This is a genomic window from Escherichia sp. E2562, from assembly GCF_005781075.1.
Classification (GTDB): Bacteria; Pseudomonadota; Gammaproteobacteria; order Enterobacterales; family Enterobacteriaceae; genus Escherichia.
Window position 1 is genome coordinate 172,183 of record NZ_VATM01000002.1, and the last position, 20,186, is coordinate 192,368.

Annotated in this window: 18 protein-coding genes; 3 read left to right on the forward strand and 15 right to left on the reverse strand. The window is 51.4% G+C overall.

Annotation, left to right across the window (positions count from 1 at the left end; translation table 11 throughout):
- Window positions 1-48: 48 nt before the first annotated feature.
- Window positions 49-1,785, reverse strand: a complete 1,737-nt coding sequence (locus tag FEK43_RS02615; RefSeq protein ID WP_064528688.1) for a potassium/proton antiporter — start codon at window positions 1,783-1,785, stop codon at window positions 49-51.
- A gap of 94 nt (window positions 1,786-1,879) precedes the next feature.
- Window positions 1,880-2,794: a muramoyltetrapeptide carboxypeptidase gene (gene ldcA, locus FEK43_RS02620; RefSeq protein WP_135406432.1), complete on the reverse strand. Its 915-nt coding sequence runs from the start codon at window positions 2,792-2,794 to the stop codon at window positions 1,880-1,882.
- Between the two features lie 99 nt (window positions 2,795-2,893).
- Here ldcA and emtA point away from each other — a divergent pair, with 99 nt between their 5' ends.
- Window positions 2,894-3,505, forward strand: a complete 612-nt coding sequence (gene emtA / locus FEK43_RS02625) for a membrane-bound lytic murein transglycosylase EmtA (protein WP_130205637.1) — start codon at window positions 2,894-2,896, stop codon at window positions 3,503-3,505.
- Window position 3,506: 1 nt separating this feature from the next.
- Here emtA and FEK43_RS02630 read toward each other — a convergent pair whose 3' ends face one another.
- Entirely contained in the window at window positions 3,507-4,241 is a 735-nt protein-coding gene (locus tag FEK43_RS02630) for a flagellar brake protein (RefSeq protein WP_130259694.1), read from the reverse strand.
- Window positions 4,242-4,438: 197 nt separating this feature from the next.
- Here FEK43_RS02630 and FEK43_RS02635 point away from each other — a divergent pair, with 197 nt between their 5' ends.
- The gene (locus FEK43_RS02635; RefSeq protein WP_000511315.1) at window positions 4,439-4,693 is read left to right on the forward strand and encodes a GlsB/YeaQ/YmgE family stress response membrane protein; all 255 of its coding nucleotides are present in this window, start codon (window positions 4,439-4,441) and stop codon (window positions 4,691-4,693) included.
- Window positions 4,694-4,742: 49 nt separating this feature from the next.
- On the opposite strand, the gene FEK43_RS02640 is transcribed toward FEK43_RS02635, so the two are convergent.
- The 10 genes from FEK43_RS02640 to dhaK form a co-directional block, all read right to left on the reverse strand.
- Window positions 4,743-6,713 (reverse strand): TonB-dependent receptor, encoded by a 1,971-nt coding sequence (locus tag FEK43_RS02640; protein ID WP_138158419.1) that lies wholly within the window; start codon window positions 6,711-6,713, stop codon window positions 4,743-4,745.
- A 25-nt stretch (window positions 6,714-6,738) separates the two neighbouring features.
- On the reverse strand, window positions 6,739-7,593 hold the full coding sequence (modD, locus tag FEK43_RS02645; RefSeq protein WP_135406433.1) for a ModD protein: 855 nt from the start codon (window positions 7,591-7,593) through the stop codon (window positions 6,739-6,741).
- Complete coding sequence (locus tag FEK43_RS02650) at window positions 7,590-8,402, reverse strand: class I SAM-dependent methyltransferase (RefSeq protein ID WP_130205645.1); 813 nt, start codon at window positions 8,400-8,402, stop codon at window positions 7,590-7,592. Before FEK43_RS02650 ends, modD begins: the two co-directional genes overlap by 4 nt.
- Before the next feature lie 9 nt (window positions 8,403-8,411).
- Complete coding sequence (locus FEK43_RS02655; RefSeq protein ID WP_130215977.1) at window positions 8,412-9,170, reverse strand: ABC transporter ATP-binding protein; 759 nt, start codon at window positions 9,168-9,170, stop codon at window positions 8,412-8,414.
- Window positions 9,167-10,147, reverse strand: a complete 981-nt coding sequence (locus FEK43_RS02660; protein ID WP_135384646.1) for an iron ABC transporter permease — start codon at window positions 10,145-10,147, stop codon at window positions 9,167-9,169. The genes FEK43_RS02655 and FEK43_RS02660 overlap by 4 nt, the downstream gene beginning before the upstream one ends.
- Entirely contained in the window at window positions 10,147-11,169 is a 1,023-nt protein-coding gene (locus FEK43_RS02665; RefSeq protein WP_130205651.1) for an iron ABC transporter substrate-binding protein, read from the reverse strand. Before FEK43_RS02665 ends, FEK43_RS02660 begins: the two co-directional genes overlap by 1 nt.
- Window positions 11,170-11,506: 337 nt before the next feature.
- Window positions 11,507-13,204, reverse strand: a complete 1,698-nt coding sequence (locus FEK43_RS02670) for an alpha,alpha-trehalase (RefSeq protein ID WP_130205653.1) — start codon at window positions 13,202-13,204, stop codon at window positions 11,507-11,509.
- A gap of 121 nt (window positions 13,205-13,325) precedes the next feature.
- Window positions 13,326-14,744 carry a dihydroxyacetone kinase phosphoryl donor subunit DhaM gene (gene dhaM, locus FEK43_RS02675; protein ID WP_130205655.1) on the reverse strand — a complete coding sequence of 473 codons (1,419 nt, stop codon included), beginning with the start codon at window positions 14,742-14,744 and terminating at the stop codon, window positions 13,326-13,328.
- Between the two features lie 10 nt (window positions 14,745-14,754).
- Window positions 14,755-15,387, reverse strand: a complete 633-nt coding sequence (gene dhaL / locus FEK43_RS02680) for a dihydroxyacetone kinase subunit DhaL (RefSeq protein ID WP_130259701.1) — start codon at window positions 15,385-15,387, stop codon at window positions 14,755-14,757.
- Between the two features lie 10 nt (window positions 15,388-15,397).
- The gene (dhaK, locus tag FEK43_RS02685; RefSeq protein WP_130215987.1) at window positions 15,398-16,468 is read right to left on the reverse strand and encodes a dihydroxyacetone kinase subunit DhaK; all 1,071 of its coding nucleotides are present in this window, start codon (window positions 16,466-16,468) and stop codon (window positions 15,398-15,400) included.
- A 227-nt stretch (window positions 16,469-16,695) separates the two neighbouring features.
- On the opposite strand from dhaK, the gene dhaR reads away from it, so the two are divergent.
- Window positions 16,696-18,615 (forward strand): dihydroxyacetone kinase operon transcriptional regulator DhaR, encoded by a 1,920-nt coding sequence (gene dhaR, locus FEK43_RS02690; protein WP_135406435.1) that lies wholly within the window; start codon window positions 16,696-16,698, stop codon window positions 18,613-18,615.
- A gap of 37 nt (window positions 18,616-18,652) precedes the next feature.
- Here dhaR and FEK43_RS02695 read toward each other — a convergent pair whose 3' ends face one another.
- A complete protein-coding gene (locus FEK43_RS02695) occupies window positions 18,653-18,829 on the reverse strand; it encodes a hypothetical protein (RefSeq protein ID WP_165383448.1) in 177 nt (58 codons plus the stop codon).
- Between the two features lie 189 nt (window positions 18,830-19,018).
- Complete coding sequence (gene ychF / locus FEK43_RS02700; RefSeq protein WP_000505866.1) at window positions 19,019-20,110, reverse strand: redox-regulated ATPase YchF; 1,092 nt, start codon at window positions 20,108-20,110, stop codon at window positions 19,019-19,021.
- Window positions 20,111-20,186: the final 76 nt, after the last annotated feature.

Genomic DNA, 20,186 nt, shown 5'->3' on the forward strand with positions numbered 1-20,186 from the left:
AGCCGGATGCGACCAGCGTCGTATCCGGCGATACAAGACGGATCAAACTTAAGATTCGGCTTCTTCCTCCGCTACCCGAACGCCAATCTTCAGCACTTCATTATCTTCTTTCTCGGCCACCGTCCAGATCATCCCGGCAAACTCCACCTGATCACCGACAACCGGAGCCGCGCCTAACAATTGCTGGACAATTTCCCCCAGCGTTTGCTGTTTATCGCGATACTCCCGACCGTCTTCCAGACCATATATCAGCGCCACATCGGCATATTTGGCACTGGCTTCAAGAATGAAGTCACCAAAGAAGCGTTGATCCAGCGCGACTGGCGGTGACTGGCTGAACAGTTTACCGAGCGCTGGGAGATCGCGTTCCCGACCAATCACGCACAAGACGTCGCCTTCACGCAGTCGGGTGCTGCCAGTGGGATGAAGTAATTGGTTATCACGAAATAGTGCCGCAATACGCGTCTCTTTTGGCATATGCAGATCGCGCAGCGCCGCGCCCACGCACCATTTATCGGCACTCAACTGATAAACAAACTGTTCCCACGGGTTTTCCGGATGAATATCAAGGCCAACGCGTGATACCGGGCGTCCGACGGGCGGAACCACCACTTTGGCTTTTTTCGCCGCCCACGAGAGCGATGTTCCCTGTAACAACAGCGAAACCAGAACCACGAAGAAGGCGACATTAAAGAACAGCCGTGCATTCTCCAGGCCCGCCATCATCGGGAACACCGCCAGGATAATTGGCACCGCGCCGCGCAGCCCGACCCAACTGATAAATACGCGCTCGCGCAAATTGAAGCCACGGAACGGCAGCAATCCGGCAAATACCGAAAGGGGACGAGCGAAGAAAATCATCCATGCGGACAAAATGAGCGCCGGAATGGCAATAGGCAGTAAGTCGCTTGGGTTAACCAACAGCCCAAGCACCAGGAACATGGCGATTTGCGCCAGCCAGGCGAGGCCGTCGAAATTCTGCAGAATGCCGTAGCGGTTGCGAATAGGGCGATTCCCCAGCAGAAAACCGCACAGATACACCGCCAGAATACCGCTACCTTCCAGCGCAGTGGTTAATGAGAAAATCAGAATACCGCCGCTTAATGCCAGCAATGGATATAATCCGGCAGGCAGGGCGATGCGGTTGATCATTTGCAGCAGTAAATAACCGCCACCAAGACCTATTACAATGCCCAGACCAAATTGTTGCAGAATATCGACAATGAACATCCAGCTAATATTGCTCTCATGATGCTGGATCATCGCAATCAGGGTAATGGTCAGAAACACGGCCATCGGATCATTACTGCCGGATTCTATTTCCAGCGTCGAGCCAACACGTTCGTTAAGCCCCTTGCCGCCAAGCAGAGAAAATACCGCAGCGGCATCCGTGGAACCGACAATGGCGCCGATTAATAAGCCTTCAATCAAATTGAGATTAAAAAGCCACGCCGCCATCATGCCGGTTAAACCAGAAGTAATCAGCACGCCCACCGTCGCCAGTGACAGCGCCGGACCTAACGCCACGCGAAATGAACTGGCCTGGGTACGCATCCCACCATCGAGCAAAATAATCGCCAGCGCGAGGTTACTTACCATGTAAGCAAAAGGATAATTATCAAACGGGATGCCGCCGACGCCATCAACCCCCGCCAGCATGCCGATCGCCAGAAAAATAACCAGAATGGGAATGCCAAGACGGGAAGAAAATGAACTAAGTAAAATACTGCTGGTGACAAGGATGGATCCTAAGATGAAAAGGCTAATTATTGTTGTGGCATCCAACGGTCGGTTACTCCTGATTACGCTGTCTCTTATATAAACCCTACCATATTAGCGGCAGAAACAGCGTTTTACTTAGCCCTGAAACGTGATTTTTTTACACTTTAAGAACAGGATGACCACTAATCGTCAACTGTGTGCCTTCCTGGGTGTGATTAAGGATGGCATGTGCGCCCAACGGCAGCGTAACTGTGCGTTGTTCATGACCAAAATCGAGGCCAGTTATGAGTGGAATAGACAGGCGGGAACGCAAGAACGCGTACACCGACTCCAGGTTGTAACCCGCGTCATAATTATTGGGCGTGCTACCACTGAAGCTACCGAGGATAATCGCCTTCTGACGCGGTAAAATTCCGGCATGATAGAGCTGTAACAGCATACGTTCGACGCGGAAAGGGTGCTCGTTAATATCTTCCAGCACCAGAATACCGTTCTCAATTTGCGGCATCCACGGCGTACCAATCAGCGAAATCAGCATCGCGAGATTGCCTCCCCACAACGTGCCTTCGGTCCGACACGTCGGGCCTTCCCCTTGCCATTCAATGGTGAATGTTTCATTGCGTAATGCCAGCCAGAAATGGTGCTCGGTAAAGGCGTTCAGCTCTTCCGCGCCAAAATTCGCCACCAGCATCGGGCCGCTAAAGGTGATGACATTACCCTGGGTCAGCAGTCCACACTGGATGGCTGTGAAATCGCTATGCCCGCAGATCAGCAACGGATTATGTTGTTGGCGAGCAACCAGCGCCTGCCAGTCAATATCCGCCAGTAAGCGGCTGGCGCCGTAACCGCCGCGAACCGACAGTACGATAGTGTTGGGTGATGTCAGCCCTGCAAGGGAATTAATATCCGCCAGACGCTCCGTTTCCGTACCTGCAAACCGCTCACAGCGACGGGCAATGACCTCTACGTTATTGACCTGATGACCCGCATCCATCAGGCGTTGAATACCGCGCTGCGCGGCGTGCTGATTAATGCAGTAACCCGACGGGGCGATTAAGTGAAACTGAGACATGGCAATTCCTTGCTGACAACAGAAACGAATTGTATATCATGCCGCTTAGGTGTGCCGTTGTCACCTCAACGGCGATTCCAGGCTATAAGGATAGATGAAGTGAAATTGAGATGGTTTGCCTTTTTGATTGTGTTATTAGCGGGTTGTTCATCAAAACATGACTATACGAATCCTCCGTGGAACGCGAAAGTTCCGGTACAACGTGCAATGAAGTGGATGCCAATAAGTCAGAAAGCCGGTGCTGCCTGGGGTGTCGATCCACAATTGATCACGGCGATTATCGCTATCGAGTCGGGCGGTAACCCGAACGCGGTGAGTAAATCGAATGCCATTGGTTTGATGCAGTTAAAAGCCTCCACGTCCGGACGCGATGTTTATCGCCGTATGGGCTGGAGTGGTGAGCCGACGACCAGTGAGCTGAAAAATCCAGAGCGTAATATCTCAATGGGGGCAGCTTACCTGAATATTCTGGAAACCGGCCCGCTGGCAGGTATTGAAGATCCGAAAGTACTGCAATATGCGCTGGTAGTGTCATACGCTAACGGGGCAGGCGCACTGCTACGGACTTTCTCCTCAGATCGGAAAAAGGCGATCAGCAAAATCAACGATCTGGACGCTGACGAGTTCCTCGATCACGTCGCGAGAAATCACCCCGCGCCGCAGGCTCCACGCTATATCTACAAACTCGAGCAGGCTCTGGACGCAATGTAACTCAGTCGCGTACTTTGTCCGCTTTCTCACGGGCTTCCCGCTCCAGTGAGAAAATAATTCGCTGTAATTGCCGCTCCACCGTCGGGCTGACGTTAAGAAAACGAAAGCTCAGACGGGGAGTGGAGACGGTTTCATTTTTACCATCAATCAATTTACGCTCGCTGATCGTCAGTAACTGGGCATCAAAGTGAAAAATGCCCCATTGTCCCATGTTGACTTCAATCTGTGCGAAGCGCATGCCTTCTTGCAATCCGGCAGGCTTTGCCGTTTCCAGTAATGCGCCCATGCCGCCTAACGACAAATCATACAGGCGAAAACGTAACGTGCTGTTATCCGCCAGTTTGGTCTGGCAAAAATAAGGCGGATGGAGCGGGGCGGAGATGCGGAAATATCTGCGTCGCTGCACAAACCATAGCGCGGGAGGTGGTGCGGTAATAAAGGCCGGAAGCTGCAGGTATTCACTTTGCTGTAATTGTTCAACAGTAAACTCGACTTTCGCACCCTGAGTTTCGGCGGTAATGGTAATGTGCCGCGCCTTAAGCACGGCATTGTTGTCTTCTGCTTGACTGCCGTAATCCAGCACCAGCTTATCCGAGGTTATTGCCAGTATTTTGCTGATCAGTTGACCGTCACTCCAACTGATACGCAAGGGAATTGCGGCTTTATGCAAATCGCGTAAAACGCCCAACACTGCTAAAGGATTTTGTTTCAGGAACTGCTCATGGTAGTGACTCACGCGGAAAAACTCCTGACCGACAAACTGTCTTTGGTTTATCGGTAGCGATTAACAAAACTTTATACAAATGAGAATTTTTTTACATATTGGCTGCAAATCAACCGCCAGACGCCCAACATCAAACTTACCCTTGCCTATACTTAGAGCGTTGACGTAAGCATTTCTTGCGTCCTGTTCATAGAAACGAGGGCCTGAACATGGGAATTATTGCCTGGATTATTTTTGGCCTGATAGCCGGCATTATCGCCAAGCTAATCATGCCGGGGCGTGATGGTGGTGGATTTTTCCTGACCTGTATTCTCGGGATAGTCGGTGCGGTGGTCGGCGGCTGGCTGGCGACCATGTTTGGCATTGGCGGCTCCATCAGCGGTTTTAATCTGCACAGCTTCCTGGTGGCGGTAGTGGGAGCTATTCTCGTTCTGGGCGTATTCCGCCTCCTGCGAAGAGAATAAGATTTTCATAAGGCGGATAGCGATACAGATGCCGCTATCCGCTTTCACATCAGAACGTATACTCGACACCTGCCCAGAAATTGCGACCTTCTTCAATAAACCCTTCACTGTAGGCATATTGGGTATCAAACAGGTTATTGACCGACGCATTGACGCTGAAGCCATGACCTAAGGCGTAATCGGCTCGAATGTGGGTCACCGCAAAACCGGCGGCTTTTTGTGAACCGTCACTGTTGCTGTAGCTGGAGGAACGCGCCTCTTCCGACAGTGTTACGCTTAACGGCTCCCACGGTTTGAGAGTCATCCATGCGGTCATTGTCTGCGTTGGCAGATCGGTTATCTTGCCGATGTCTTTGCGTTTGGCGTCAGCGTGGATCAGGGCGTAGCTCAACCCTACATCCAGTATATTGCTGATTTTCCCCTTAATACCGGCGTCCAGACCGCTGTAATCCACCGTGCCGCTGTTCTGGTTTTGAATGGTATCGGCATCGATATTGTGCGAGAGGATGGCATCACTCACCCGATTATAGTAAACGCTGACCTCAAATCCCCAGTCGCGCGTGAAGGCACCATTCCAGGTTAAATCTACCCCGCGCGCGCGTTCCGGCTTGAGCTGCGGGTTAACAATCGCTATCTGGTTATACGCTGGTTTGGACGTGGTATAGCGTTCTTTCAGCGTCGGAAAGCGTGTGCGGTCATAGTACGAAAGCGCCAGCGTGTCTTCATTGGCAAAGTGGTATTTCCCCATCACCTGCCAGTTAAAAGCTGACTGATTGTTGTCGTCATAATGGGTGATGCTGCCATCGTTCTCATGTTTTTTCGCTTCTACGCTATCGCGCCAGTCATAGCTGATTCCAGCCACGACATCGACATTATCGGCGGCAGCCCATTGATATTCACTGGCGAGCGACCAGGTGCGATCTTCATAGCGATCGTAAGCGGCGTGCGGCGCACCTTTTTCCCGGTGTACGTCATCTTTCCAGTTAACGGCAAACGACAGCAGATCGTTTTCACGCACATCGGCTGCCAGTTGTAACCCGGCACCGTCGCTGTAATCGGAATAATGGCTGTAGCTGCCTTTTTTATTTTTCAAATCAGCCAGCGAGTTGTACATCATCAGCGTATTTTCAAAGGTGTCGCGATACAGCCGACTTTTCAAAGTAAAACGCTCGTTTAGCTGGGTCGTTCCCTGATAGTAAAAACTTTCTTTGTCATACTCCGGCCACTGCCAGTAGCGTGATTTCTGACCACTGTTTCCGCTGTATGGCGGGTTATCTTTTTCACCATCCTGCTTAATGTAAGTCAGTGTGTATTCATCGTTTTCACGCGGTGTAAAACCGAGCTTCACAATGCCGCGTTTATCATCAGCCGATGAGTTAATCATCTTGCCGTGTTTGCCTGCAATATCGTTATTTACACCATGCGGCAGGCCGAGAAAATCCTGCTTTAGCTGGCTACCGCTGACTTGCAAATACCCCAGATCGCTGCTGGCGGCAAATGAAGCATGCATATCGTAGGCATTGTCCCGGCTACGGCTCCATCCCTGGCGATATCCCAGATTTGCTTCCAGAGGTTTCGTTGGCTTCTGGGTGGTGATATTAATGGCACCACCCATCTGATTAGGCCCCTGAAGCAGCGACGAATACCCTTTGGAAACTTCGACCGCGCCCAGATTGTTGGTCAGAATCCGCGCCAGATCGAGGTTGCCGTCATAGGGAACATAAATCGGCACGCCGTCGAAATAGACCGGTACCTGACGGCTATCAAAACCACGAACTTTGACCTGTTCTTCGTTGCGGCTGCCTGACTTTTGCAGCACTACGCCAGGGACGACGCTTAATGCCTGAGCGACATTCTGCTTATCTAGGGCCTTCATGGTGGGGTGATCGAGAACGGTGGTCGTCGTCGATGATACCGGACTGGACCATACGGTCAGCGTGTCGCTCTCCTGAGCCGCTACGGCCTGCTGGGTAAAGGCAAGTGATAGTGCTGTGCAGAGATAACGTTTTTTGAGTCTCATAGAATAAATTCCGTTTAACAAAGAATTAAAAAGAGGCTGCGGGTTGCAGACTGACTTTGATGTCAGCCGGTGCCGCGTAATAAGGCGCGGAAGTAATAAAAAGGCGAATGCCGCAGTCGAGGTAATTTTTGAGTGTCGTCAGATTAATTCCGCCGGTCAGAGCCAGCGTGCAGTGGGGAGCCAGCGACGGCGCTATTTGCACAATTTCAGTTGCCTGCTGCGGACTAAATTTGTCGAGCTGAAGTACGTCTGGTTGCGCACGTAACGCGGCGATAGCCTCTTCAGACGTGTCGGCTTCAACAACAATTTTCTTCTCGGGGGCGTGGCGACGTAACTGGGCGATTGCGCCCGACCAGTCCTGATTGTCAGCAAGAAAATGACGGTGGTTGGCGAACAATAATATGGTTTCCGCACATCCGGCACGGTGAATCAGCCCGCCAGCGACAATGACAGCTTGTGTTGCCAGCAACCGGGTTCCAGGGATAGCTTTTCGGGTGCAGGCGATATTGCCGTCAGGATAACGTTCACGAAGCAACGCCAGCATTTGCGCGAGATACTCTGAGACGCCGCAACTCCACTCCAGTACGTTCTGGACCGCTTTCCATCCCTGATGAAGTGCAGCAGCGTCGCCGTGAGCATGGATCAGCCGCTGACCTGCATCCGCTTGTGAACCGTCGCTGACCGCGTCATCAATGGTTAACCCCAGCGTGGTTAACATCTTACACGCGACAGAAACGCCGCTGACGCAGCCGCCCTGGCGGTGAAAAAACGCAATATAGCCAGGCTGGTGTCCAATATTTAATGCCCGCGTGGTCAGGTCACCGCCCTGGATATCTTCCAGAAGTAACGCATCGATTTGTGCCTGAGAAATGAAGATCATCGCAGTGCCTCCGGCGGCACGCTATCCCACCAGATGAGCGCCCAGTCGCGGCTGGCAGGGGCGAGGGCACGAGCATCTTGTTGTTGATACCAGCGATATAACCGTTCACGCTCATCGTCGTTAAGCGCGCCAAGACTCCAGCTGACGTTCTGCTCAAAACGTTCCCAGGTGCTGTTATCCTGTTGGCAATTTTGTCCACGGATAAAATCGACGTGAGCATAAATTCCCATTTGATACAGGACGTTGAGCGCAAAGATATAGTTGGGTAATTCGATCACTTCCCGACCTGCCGCCCGCTGAATGGCCGGGGAGACGAACGAGGTGCTGACCAGATGGGTGGTGTAGACGCGCAGCCGTGCCTGATTATTCAGTTTGCTCATTGCCTGGCGCATATCAGCCACCAGTGTGGATCGGGAAGCCACGGCAATATCGCAGCGTGGCAGGTCACTCCAGTCCTCTTCCCAGGCGCGCTGGATCCAGTGGACATTGTCTGCCTTCAGCGCGGCGGCGCGGCGGGCGGCAACGTTCAGCATCCCCTGACTGTAATCAACGCCATAAATCGTAGTGAGTTTGTCAGCCAGCGCCAGCGATACGGTGCCTGGTCCGCAGCCCATATCGAATAAGGTCTGCGCGCCTTGCAGGTCAATTTTAGCGATCAGTTGTTGCAGGTAGCTGTCCGTTGGCGAGGCACAATTTTCAGCCATTTTCTCCGCCCGTTGATCCCAGTGATCGGGCGTTTTTTCTGTGCGGTGAGCCAGTTTGAGTTGCTGCAGATAAAGGTCTGCAAAATCAATATCATCAATGAGCATGATTGTTCCTTAGCGGCTAATTGCAGAGAGGTGATGATGAATTTGGTCGGCAGAAACCCGATACAGGGCCGCCAGTTTGTTCGTTGTTAACTGTTCGGTCGGTAAGCCTTGTGTTACTCGTCCATCTGGCTCTACCTGAATAATGCTGTCGGCAATGGCGTTGGCATGGAGCGGATGGTGAGTCGACATTAACATTGTCATGCCGTTATTTTTTAGCTGCGCCAGCGTGTCCAGAAGTTGGATCTGATGACCGAAATCGAGGCTGGAGGCGGGCTCATCCAGTAACAACAAGCGCGGTTGTTGGACGAGTGCACGGGCGATTAAAGCCAGCTGGCGTTCACCACCGCTAAGGGTATTCCAGCGTCTTGTCGCCAGATGCAAAATACCCAGCTTTTCCAGTTGTTCCGTTGCTTTCAGGCGTTCTTGCTTACCGGGAACGGAAAAAGCGCCCATGGTGGGGGCCAGGCCCATCAACACCATATCCAGCACACTGAAAGCAAAAATACCGTCGTGCGCCTGCGGTACCCAGGCAATTGCTTGCGCGCGCTGGCGATGGCTAAGTGTCTGAACAGGGATGCTATCCAGTAAGATCTCGCCCTTTAATAACGGAATAACGCCAAGAATGGAGCGCATGAGTGTGGTTTTGCCGCAACCATTGGCGCCAAGCAGACAACAAATTGTTCCTTGCGACAGGGCGAAGGAAACGTCACTTAGCACCGGATGGCGGGAGTAACCCAGAGACGCATGACGGACGGCAAGCAAAGTCACTGGCGACCTCCGCGTAACAACAAAAGCAGGAAAAACGGTGCACCAACAAAAGCGGTCAGAATGCCGAGCGGGATTTCTGTTGTCCCAATGCTGCGCGCCAGCGTATCGGTAAGCAGGAGCAGAATCGCGCCAGTACACATTGCCATGGGCAACTGTTGCTGATGGTTATGACCGGTCAACAAGCGGGCAATGTGCGGAACGACCAGACCAACCCAACCAATAATGCCCGCTATTGCTACCGTGCTGGCGGTGATTAGTGTGGCGCAGACAATCAATCCTAATCGCAGACGCGCAACATTCAGCCCCAGCGAACGGGCTTCGTCATCAGAAAGCGTGAGTAAATTCATGCGCCAGCGGAGGAATAGCAGAGGAACGGTGCCAGCCAGAATGAGCGGTGCCGCGTAGTAAAGGTCGCGTAAGGTTACCGTAGACAGGCCACCGAGTAGCCAGAAGGTAATCGAGGGCAACTGGGTATAGGGATCGGCCAGCGTTTTAATTAGCGATATCCCCGCTCCACACAGCGTTCCTAACGCAATGCCGACCAGCACCAGCGTGAGCACCGGATCGTGACGAGTCACCCGACATGTAATCAGCCAGACGCCTGCGACCACCAGCAGACCGCCGCAAAATGCATAGAGTTGGATGTAAGCTATCGATAATCCCCACAGGATTGCAGCGCAGGCACCAAGTCCGGCACCGGCGGAGACGCCTAAAATATCCGGTGAAACTAAGGGATTACGAAACATCCCCTGATAGGTGGTTCCGGCGCCTGCCAGCGCAGCGCCCAGTAACAACGCCGCCAGAATGCGCGGCACGCGGATTTGCCAGAAGACAATTTGTTCCTGCACAGGAATATCTTCTTGACGAAGAATTAGCGCCAGCAGTTGCTGCATATCGAGATGATAAGCCCCATTTACGGCGGCAAAAGTGATACTGATAGCTGCCAGCAGTAGAATACATCCGTTCGCGGTTCTCATTAGCTCGCCACCATTTTTTGATAGTCGGCGTCACTTAATGGGCAATGCCAGAACAGTTGAGCGTAACGTTGCATATCGTTTTTAAACTGGCTGTTGACTGCGGGATCCAGCCAGGCGTGGAGTCTGCGCAATCCCAGAAGACGGTTGATTCCCGGCGGGGCATCCAGCCAGCCGAAAGGCAAGCCACTCAAAAACAGGATGCGATGTTCCGCAACGGCTTTTACGCCCTGCCAGAGAGGATCGTTACGGATAAAGTTTGCAGTCACAGCATCCTGAACCAGAATAATATCCGGCTGCCAGCGCAGTAGATTTTCCATGGAAACCTGTGCCAGGCCATGGCGATCGGCTATTTGCGCGACGTTGTGCAAACCTAATAATTCCGCCGCCTCGGTATGCAACGAACCCTGTAAGCCCGTTTCCAGCCCTCGGGGACCGCGCGCAGCATAAAAGCGGAGGTTAGCGGCGGGTGAGGTGGAGAATGCCTGAGCTTCACCGACGAAGCGGCTGGCGAGATTGGCTTGTTCTGCGGTGCGGTGCTCTTCGCCTAATGTTTTGCCCAGCGTTGTTAACTGTTCTGCCGATTGCTCCAGTTTCCCATTAAGCAATAACCAGGGGATTTGTGTCTGTTCGCTAACCTGCCGTGCCTGGGAGAGCCAGGTTTCATCCGTATTGCCGCAATCAACGACCAAATCGGGCTGCAATGCCATAAGCCCTTCCATTGAAAGCGAACTGGCGCGCCCGGCGAGTCGTCCAAGTTTAGGTAAATGACGTATTGCCGGAGTTAATGGAATTGCCGCCTCGCGAGCAAAGTCAAAAGAAGAAAAACCGACCAGTTTTTCTGGCGCGACAGCCAGCAAAAGCAGATCGGCAGGCGCACCGGCACTGACAATACGCGTAATTTTTTTGGCTTCAGGAAGCGTCAATGAGGCCCAGAATTTAACTGATTGTGCAAAGGACGGCAGATGATGCAGGAACAAGGTAGACGCAAGAGCCTGCGTAAACATCCGTCTGGTTAGTGACATAAGTAATATCCTGACAATTAAAACCGCTATATATTTACATATATATCGATAAAGATCATGTTTGATGTCAAGATTTGTCTAAAGAAACAGAATGATCTGCTTATTTGCTAAACAACGCTTTGTTCAACAAGAAAATTGTCAGGGAGAATGCGTGAGTGGCGGAAAAATATAAATAGAAGAGTAATGATTAATAAATTGATAATGTAAAATTAATATCTTCTCTGATATAAGAAAATTAAGACATAGATCGTATAATAATCGATGTTTGGTTTTTCGTGGAAAAAAAGAGCAATGCCAATTTTATGCGCGCAATGGCATTGCCCGATATACAGCAAAGTTAAGACGTAGGTTCCGCTTCTTTTTGTTTAACCGGCTGTGTGGTTGATTTACCGGTCGGACGCGTTGCCGGAACGTTGTCACACGGTTGTTCTTTCGGGCAGATCAAATCGAGCATTTTCAGCGTGACGCCATTGGTCCAGCCAAAGCCATCCTGCAACGGGTATTCGCCACCGCCGCCACCTGTTCCGGTGGTACTGACATCATATTTCTCGACCAGCTTCTTCTCCCGGTCATAAGTGTGCTGAACATTGGTCAGGAAGTGCCAGCTAATGTCCATCGCCACCTCGTTCTGCCCGTAGTTTTGCAACCCTTCTGTCGCGACCCATTGCAGGGGAGCCCAGCCATTTGGCGCATCCCATTGCTGTCCACTTTTAACCGATGTGGTGTTCAGTCCGCCTGGTTGCAACAGATGTGTTTTAGTGGCAGCAGCCATTTTGGTCGCGCGATCTTTTGCCGCTGCATTGACATAAAGCGGGAACAGGGCGGCGGCAGTTAACTGATTGCGTACTTTATCGCTCTTCAGATCGTAGTCGGCATACCAGCCATGTTGATCGTTCCACAGGTATTTTTCGATCCCTTTCTGACGGGCATCGGCGAGCGTTTCATATTGGCTGGCCATCGCGTTATCCCCGGCGACTTTACTGGCGCGGGAGAGAATTTTCTCCATCTTATACATCAGACTATTGAGATCGACCGGTACGATGCTGGTGGTGCGTAACGTATTTAACTGCTGCGGGTTGTCCATCCAGCGTGAACTGAAATCCCAGCCAGACGCGGCGGCAGAACGCAGATCGCGGTAAATTTCAGTGGCAGGGCGGTTCGGATTACTTTTGGCGGTGGCAATATCTTCTACCCACGACTCCGGGCGTGGCGTATCGTGGTCATCCCAATAGCGGTTAAGAATAGTGCCATCCTTGAGTTTAACAACGCGTTTTTCCTGTTGCCCGGCCTGCAGGTTTTCAATACCGTCCATCCAGTACGCGTACTCTTTTTGCAGTTGCGGCAGATATTGTTTCAACGCGTCGTCACCTTCATGTTGCGCGAGTAACTCTACCATCAAGGCAAAAAAGGGCGGCTGCGATCGGCTCAAATAATAGCTGCGGTTACCGTTTGGAATATGCCCATAAGTATCTATTTCATGACCAAAGTTGGCCACCATGTCCGCCACTTTATCCCAGTGACCGCTTTCGGCAAGCCCCAGCATGGTAAAGTAACTGTCCCAGTAATACACTTCGCGAAAACGACCTCCCGGCACGACATAGGGTTTCGGCAACGGCAACAGAGAATCCCATTGTTCGGTACTTTCGGTAGAACGGGTTAACACCGGCCAAAGTCCGTCAATGTGTTCGCGCAGTGACTGCCCCTTTGGAGGCACATATTTTTCTCCCTCTTTCGGCAGAGTGAAATTGACGTTAACGAAATGGCGCAGATCGAACCCGCTCTGATTCTGCTGCATCCGGTAGTCTGCGAGGATCATTAATGGATCGCTGTTAGGAATGGCATCGGCAAAAGTTTTTTGATCAGGAAAAAGTTTGGCGTTTTGCACATCGTTAAACAGAGGGCCTAACAAAATATCAGGCGATTGTGGCGTCACCGGTGTTTCTTCTGCCTGTGCAGATAGCGCGGTGGCACACAATAATACGGCAGCAGGTATTAACGCCACTTTCTGCGAGCGACGAGGGACAAGTGGTTTCATCAATCATTCTCCTTTGGCGATACCGAACAAAACGGTATTCAAGTATCAGAAAACCTTAGTTCAGGATCGCCGTAAGAGCATGATTGAAATCTTTTTCTGCGAACTGACAGACAAATCTAATTTAACTCTGATGCCTGAAGCATTGTGCTTTTACATCCAGCGTTAGCGTCTCTTCAGGTTGAATCGAATACAGCTTCTCTCCCTGCTGACAAATCCAGCCAATACCCAGTTCACGGGCAATTAGAGCGCTGTGGGATACCGGACTTCCGGCACTAAGGCAGATGCCCTTAACGACTGTCGGATCCAGTTGAAGTACCGTGGAGGGATAAATGTTCTCCGCCAGTAAAATGGTCGGCGCGCTAAACTGAGGGAGTTCTTCTTTTGTCTGTGTCAGGTGGAGCAGGGTGCGATGCAGAAGATCGTCCACATCAATATAGCGAGCCTGCAAATATTCATCATCAATCTGCTGGTATTGCTGGCTAAGTTCTTTAAGAACCTGCTGCCAGGCATACTCCGCCGTGCAATGTTCATGCTGAAGGAGTTCGCTTGCCGCTACCCGCAGTTCAGGATCGTCTAATAGTGTATGGTGGCCGGAAAAAATTGCTGCGATATCGTCGAGCCCGCTTGCTTCTGCCTTTGCCGTTAACGTCATCAGATCTAACAACGTGAAGTCAATTGCCTGGCGTAACCGTTCCTGTTCTTCTTCCACGCTCAGTGATGATTTCGCCTGTACTGTGCATAAAACCGGTTGATAATAAAAGGCTTTGCCTGTGACAGGCGGAACTGGACGCAGAGTTGGCGGTGCTATCTCTTCCATTTCACCAAAGTTATCTTCAGCCAACTGGCGAAAAGCGGCTAACGCCTCTTCAGCCTCTGGCCCTTTTGCAATCAGGCGCAGCGTATCGTTACAGCGGACTTGTAACAGCGCAATCTGGTTAATACTCTCCGGTGTTACGCACTTACCGTTTTTCTCCAACAACATGTCTGCATTAAATGTCGATAAGGTATAGACCAGTCGGGAGGCTGGACGGACGTGAAGTCCGTTACGGTTTTTAATCACCACTGCCAGAGAACGGGCTTCTTCATCGTGCGAGGGGCATATGTCGGAGATTTCAGTAGCGGATGATGGTAAACCCAGTTGTTCTCGTTTGGCTTCCAGCGCATGCATGGCGTCATGGATGACTTTGTCGATATCCGCTCCCGAGGCTGCGCTGACGGCGGCTGCTAACGTTCCTTCGACCAACGGTGCAGCGCACAAACGTACTCTCGCGGCGATCTCTGGCGCCAGCAATTCCAGTGCGGTTTCTGCACTCAATAACGCACTACCCATATCCATCATGACCAACACATGGTCGGCATCGGCAACGGATTCGATGGCTTCCATCACTTTGACGGCATCTGTACCGATGGGATTCTGCGGATCGTCAATTCCTGCGGCAATGGCGATTTTACAACTATCGCCCATTAACATCTGGCGAGCTAATTCACCGACACCTTCTCCCAGTCGGGCGCTATGTGAAACTATGACCAGGTTTACCATCACCAATTCCTTACTCTTTTGCGGCTAACGCCAACATTTGCATCATAAACATCACGGAGGTTGCACCAGGATCCTGGTGACCAATACTGCGTTCACCGAGATAACTGGCGCGGCCTTTGCGGGCTTGCATCGTAATCGTGCTTTGTGCGGCGGATTCCGCGACGCGACTGGCGGCTTCGAGCGCCGCCGGAACAGAAAGGTTTTGCTCACTGGACTGGCGTAACGACTCAACCACCGGCCCCCAGACATCGCACATGGTTTTATCGCCTGGTTCTGCTTTCCCCCGACTGATTACGCCGTCTGCGCCATCACGGAACATCTGATAAAGCTCTATCAACGTCAGGCTTTGACGTGCCTGAGTGGCCTGTGCCGCACGGATAAAGAACGTACCGAACAGTGGGCCGCTGGCACCGCCGACGCTGGAAAGCAACGTCATGCCGGTATTCTTGAGAATGAAACCGATGTCTTTATCCGCGATGGCAGGGAGTTTTTCCACCACTTTGCTAAAGCCACGATTCATATTTAGACCGTGGTCAGCGTCGCCGATTTCACGATCCAGCCCGGTAAGATAATCGCTCTCTTTGCTGAAAATTTCTCCACAGCGAGTGAGCCAGGTAACAATTTGAGTTCTGCTCAGTGACATGGTTATCTCCTTATTTACCCCAGTTAAGCGCCGGGGTGTGGACCGGGGCGTCCCATAACGCCAGCGTTTCGTCATCAACTTTCAGTAAGGTGATGGAAAAACCGGTCATGTCCAGTGAGGTGCAGTACGCGCCGATTAAATTGCGCTCGATAGTCAAGCCAGCTTGCTGGCAACGCGTGGTCAGGCGGTTATAGACGCCATACAGTTCAGAAAGCGGTGTCGCGCCAAGATTGTTGACCAGCGCAATCACTCGATCGCCAGACTGAAGCGGTTGTTTAGTTTGCGTCTCTTCCTGCCAGCTACCTTGTCGATAATCCCAGAAGCGCAGCGTGCGGTGGTATGTGCCATTTTCCAGCAGCGTGTCGAACATTTCATCGACAGTTTGATCAAGAGAGGAGAAGGGGCGGCGGTCAATACCCGGCTCACCATGAATGCCGACACCAAATTCCATTTCATTATCTGCCAGCGTAAAAGAAGGTTTGCCTGCAGCAGGAACGGTACAGGCACCGAGGGCGATACCAATAGAGTGGCCCTGATTGTTCAACTTACGCCCCAGTTGTGCACAAGCCTCCAGCGAGTCACCGCGTTCTGCCGCTGCGCCAACAATTTTTTCAATTAATACTGTATTGGCAACGCCGCGCCGCCCGGCGGTATAAAGACTGTCTTTTACTGCAACGTCGTCATCAATGACCACGGTGGTCACTTTTACGCCACTATCGTGCAGTAATTCGGTCGCTGTCTCGAAGTTAAGAATATCGCCGGTATAATTTTTGATAATCAGCAGTACACCTTCGCCACCATCGATTTGCATGGCACATTCAAAAATTTTATCGGGCGTCGGTGAGGTGAAAATTTCGCCCGGACACGCCCCCGAGAGCATACCCTGGCCAATATAACCACAGTGCATGGGTTCGTGTCCGCTGCCGCCGCCTGACAATAACGCCACTTTCCCTGCAATTGGCGCATCGGCTCGGGTGACATACACCGGATCCTGATGCAGTGCCAGCGAAGGATACGCTTTCGCCAGTCCCGCCAGTTGTTCGTTCAGTACGTCTTGCACATCATTGATCAATTTTTTCATTATTTTGCTCCAGCAATTAGGGTAGGGCATGGATGATGTTCAACGACACGGCGACCACTGACTGCCGGTAAATCCATTGTGCATCAGGGAGGGGAAAAGAAAATTAACCCAAATTATGTTTCATAATGAAACATATGCTTTAATAAATGTTCCATAACGGAACAATGCCGAACCTGGATAAGTAAATTTGCGATGCGGAACACCTTTTTGTCATAAGGGCAGCAAATATGAATGACGGTTTTAACAACCAGCAACAGAGCGTATCTCCCTTGATAGCAGCATCCTGGGAGCGATGCCGCAAGCTGATGAAACAGGAGTCATGGAGCGTACCGCATCAGGCTCGGGGCGTGACATTTGCTTCTATCTATCGGCGTAAGGAAGCGATGCTGGCTCTCGGGCAAGCGGCACTGGAAGATGCCTGGGAATATATGGAATCGCGGGCGTGCGGACTGTTCATCCTTGATGAAACCGCCTGCATCCTTAGTCGTTATGGCGATCCACAAACGTTGCACCAGCTTAGTGTCCTGGGATTCAATGACGGCACGTATTGCGCAGAGGGAATTATTGGTACTTGTGCGCTATCGTTAGCGGCTATCTCCGGTCAGGCAGTGAAAACGATGGCCGATCAACATTTCAAGCTGGCGCTATGGGATTGGGCATTTTGTGCAACGCCACTGTTTGACAGCAAGGGCCGATTAACGGGAACGATAGCGCTGGCATGTCCGGTTGAGCAAACCACCGCAGCCGATTTGCCGTTGACGCTGGCAATTGCGCGCGAGGTAGGAAATTTACTGCTGACAGACAGTTTACTGGCTGAAACAAACCGGCATTTAAATCAGCTTAACGCCTTGCTGGAAAGTATGGATGATGGCGTGATTAGCTGGGATGAGCAGGGTAATTTGCAATTTATCAATGCCCAGGCGGCGCGTGTTTTGTGTCTGGACGCGACGGCAAGTCAGGGAAGGCCGATCACTGAGCTATTAACGCTACCAACCGTATTGCAACAGGCAATAAAGCAAGCTCATCCCCTCAAACATGTGGAAGCGACTTTTGAAAGTCAGCACCAGTTTATTGATGCGGTCATTACCCTTAAACCGATAATTGAAACGCAAGGGACCAGCTTTATTCTGTTGCTCCATCCGGTAGAACAGATGCGGCAGTTGATGACCAGTCAATTAGGAAAAGTCAGCCATACCTTTGCTCATATGCCACAGGACGATCCGCAAACCCGCCGGTTGATCCATTTTGGCCGCCAGGCGGCGCGCAGCAGTTTCCCGGTGCTACTCTGTGGAGAAGAAGGCGTTGGCAAAGCACTGTTAAGCCAGGCCATTCACAATGAAAGCGAGCGTGCGGCGGGTCCCTATATCGCGGTTAATTGCGAGTTATATGGCGATGCGGCGCTGGCGGAAGAATTTATTGGTGGCGATCGCACGGAGAATGAAAATGGTCGTCTGAGTCGGCTGGAACTGGCACATGGCGGCACGTTGTTCCTTGAAAAGATTGAATATCTGGCGGCAGAGTTACAGTCTGCGTTGCTCCAGGTCATCAAACAAGGCGTCATCACAAGACTGGATGCGCGGCGTTTAATACCCATTGATGTCAAAGTGATTGCCACTACAACAGCGGATCTGGCGATGCTGGTGGAGCAGAATCGCTTTAGTCGCCAGCTTTATTACGCGCTTCATGCATTTGAAATTACCATCCCTCCTTTGCGGATGCGGCGCGACAGTATTCCGGCGCTGGTGAATAACAAATTACGCAGTCTTGAAAAACGCTTCTCTACGCGTCTGAAAATTGATGACGATGCGCTTACTCGCCTGGTTTCTTGCGCATGGCCTGGCAATGATTTTGAACTTTACAGCGTCATCGAGAATCTTGCGCTGAGTAGCGAAAACGGACGCATTCGTGTCAGTGATTTGCCGGAACACCTGTTTACTGAACAGGCGACAGATGATGCCAGCGCTACACGCCTTTCTACCAGTCTGTCATTCGCGGAAGTTGAAAAAGAAGCGATTATTAACGCGGCCCAGGTTACTGGCGGACGTATTCAGGAAATGTCGGTTTTACTCGGGATTGGTCGCACTACGCTGTGGCGAAAAATGAAGCAATACGGCATTGATGCGAGTCAGTTTAAGCGCCGTGGATAGCGGGAAAGTAGGCACTCTCCCGCGTATGACTTGCTAATTAATAGCGACCATGACTGCCATGATTTGGCCCACCATTTGAAGGTGGCATTGGCTTACCGGAAGCCGCAGGGCCACGCGGGCCATCGTTGTGGCGGTGATGATGGTGAGGAACACAAGCACTTAACAGGCTCGCAAAGACAATTGCTAACAGACTGAAGGTAAATGTTTTTTTCATGACAAACTCTTGAACGGTTAATGCACTGTGATTGTTATCACATAAAAGCCGCATTGTTAATATTGCCAGGAGTCTGATTATGGGTTTCGGTAACTCAGAATTGAAAGAAGCAGCGTAGCAGGCGTAAAAAAGCCATTATGTGCGACTCACATAATGGCTCGTTATTAACCGCCAGGATATTACGTGGAATTAGACGTTGAACAGGAAGTTCATCACATCGCCATCTTTAACGATGTAGTCTTTACCTTCTGCACGCATTTTGCCCGCTTCTTTCGCACCTTGTTCACCTTTGTAAGTGATGAAATCTTCAAACGAGATGGTTTGTGCGCGGATAAAGCCTTTTTCAAAATCGGTGTGGATTTTACCAGCTGCCTGCGGCGCGGTTGCACCAACCGGAATGGTCCATGCGCGTACTTCTTTCACCCCAGCGGTGAAGTAAGTTTGCAGGTTCAGCAGTTTATAACCGGCACGGATCACACGGTTCAGGCCTGGTTCTTCCAGTCCCAGTTCCTGCATAAACTCGTCACGTTCTTCGTCGTCCAGTTCGGCAATGTCAGCTTCAACAGCAGCACAAACCGGAACCACAACAGAACCTTCTTTCGCCGCGATTTCACGCACCTGGTCAAGATACGGGTTGTTTTCAAAACCGTCTTCGTTGACGTTGGCGATGTACATCGTTGGTTTCAGCGTCAGGAAGCTCAGGTAGCGAATCGCCGCTTTCTCTTCAGCGCTTAAATCCAGCGCGCGCAGCATGCCTGCGTTTTCCAGCTGTGGCAGGCATTTTTCCAGTACCGCCAGCTCGGCTTTCGCGTCTTTATCGCCACCTTTGGCTTTCTTCTGTACGCGGTGAATCGCACGTTCGCAGGTGTCGAGGTCCGCCAGTGCCAGTTCGGTGTTGATAACTTCAATATCGTCCGCCGGGTTAACTTTGCCGGAAACGTGAATGATATTGTCATTCTCAAAGCAGCGAACAACGTGGCCGATCGCTTCGGTTTCACGAATGTTGGTCAGGAACTGGTTACCCAGACCTTCACCTTTCGACGCGCCTTTTACCAGACCGGCGATATCGACAAATTCCATGGTCGTGGGAAGCGTACGCTGCGGTTTTACGATTTCAGCCAGTTGATCCAGGCGAGGGTCAGGCATTGGTACGACGCCCGTGTTCGGCTCGATGGTACAGAATGGAAAGTTGGCCGCTTCAATACCGGCTTTGGTCAGCGCGTTGAACAGGGTAGATTTCCCGACGTTGGGCAAACCGACGATACCGCATTTGAATCCCATGATTTAAATCACCTTAATATCTTAATAATCAATCTGTTATCACAAACAGATTGCAGAAATGGAAATAACTTTGCCT

Excerpts from the sequence above, each read along its gene's own strand:
- ychF (WP_000505866.1), bottom strand. The coding sequence starts at position 20,110 with ATGGGATTCAAATGCGGTATCGTCGGTTTGCCCAACGTCGGGAAATCT.
- FEK43_RS02665 (WP_130205651.1), bottom strand. The coding sequence starts at position 11,169 with ATGTCACTAACCAGACGGATGTTTACGCAGGCTCTTGCGTCTACCTTG.
- FEK43_RS02635 (WP_000511315.1), top strand. The coding sequence starts at position 4,439 with ATGGGAATTATTGCCTGGATTATTTTTGGCCTGATAGCCGGCATTATC.
- dhaL (WP_130259701.1), bottom strand. The coding sequence starts at position 15,387 with ATGTCACTGAGCAGAACTCAAATTGTTACCTGGCTCACTCGCTGTGGA.
- dhaM (WP_130205655.1), bottom strand. The coding sequence starts at position 14,744 with ATGGTAAACCTGGTCATAGTTTCACATAGCGCCCGACTGGGAGAAGGT.
- modD (WP_135406433.1), bottom strand. The coding sequence starts at position 7,593 with ATGATCTTCATTTCTCAGGCACAAATCGATGCGTTACTTCTGGAAGAT.
- FEK43_RS02695 (WP_165383448.1), bottom strand. The coding sequence starts at position 18,829 with ATGAAAAAAACATTTACCTTCAGTCTGTTAGCAATTGTCTTTGCGAGC.
- dhaK (WP_130215987.1), bottom strand. The coding sequence starts at position 16,468 with ATGAAAAAATTGATCAATGATGTGCAAGACGTACTGAACGAACAACTG.
- FEK43_RS02650 (WP_130205645.1), bottom strand. The coding sequence starts at position 8,402 with ATGCTCATTGATGATATTGATTTTGCAGACCTTTATCTGCAGCAACTC.
- ldcA (WP_135406432.1), bottom strand. The coding sequence starts at position 2,794 with ATGTCTCAGTTTCACTTAATCGCCCCGTCGGGTTACTGCATTAATCAG.
- dhaR (WP_135406435.1), top strand. The coding sequence starts at position 16,696 with ATGAATGACGGTTTTAACAACCAGCAACAGAGCGTATCTCCCTTGATA.
- FEK43_RS02640 (WP_138158419.1), bottom strand. The coding sequence starts at position 6,713 with ATGAGACTCAAAAAACGTTATCTCTGCACAGCACTATCACTTGCCTTT.
- FEK43_RS02660 (WP_135384646.1), bottom strand. The coding sequence starts at position 10,147 with ATGAGAACCGCGAACGGATGTATTCTACTGCTGGCAGCTATCAGTATC.
- FEK43_RS02670 (WP_130205653.1), bottom strand. The coding sequence starts at position 13,204 with ATGAAACCACTTGTCCCTCGTCGCTCGCAGAAAGTGGCGTTAATACCT.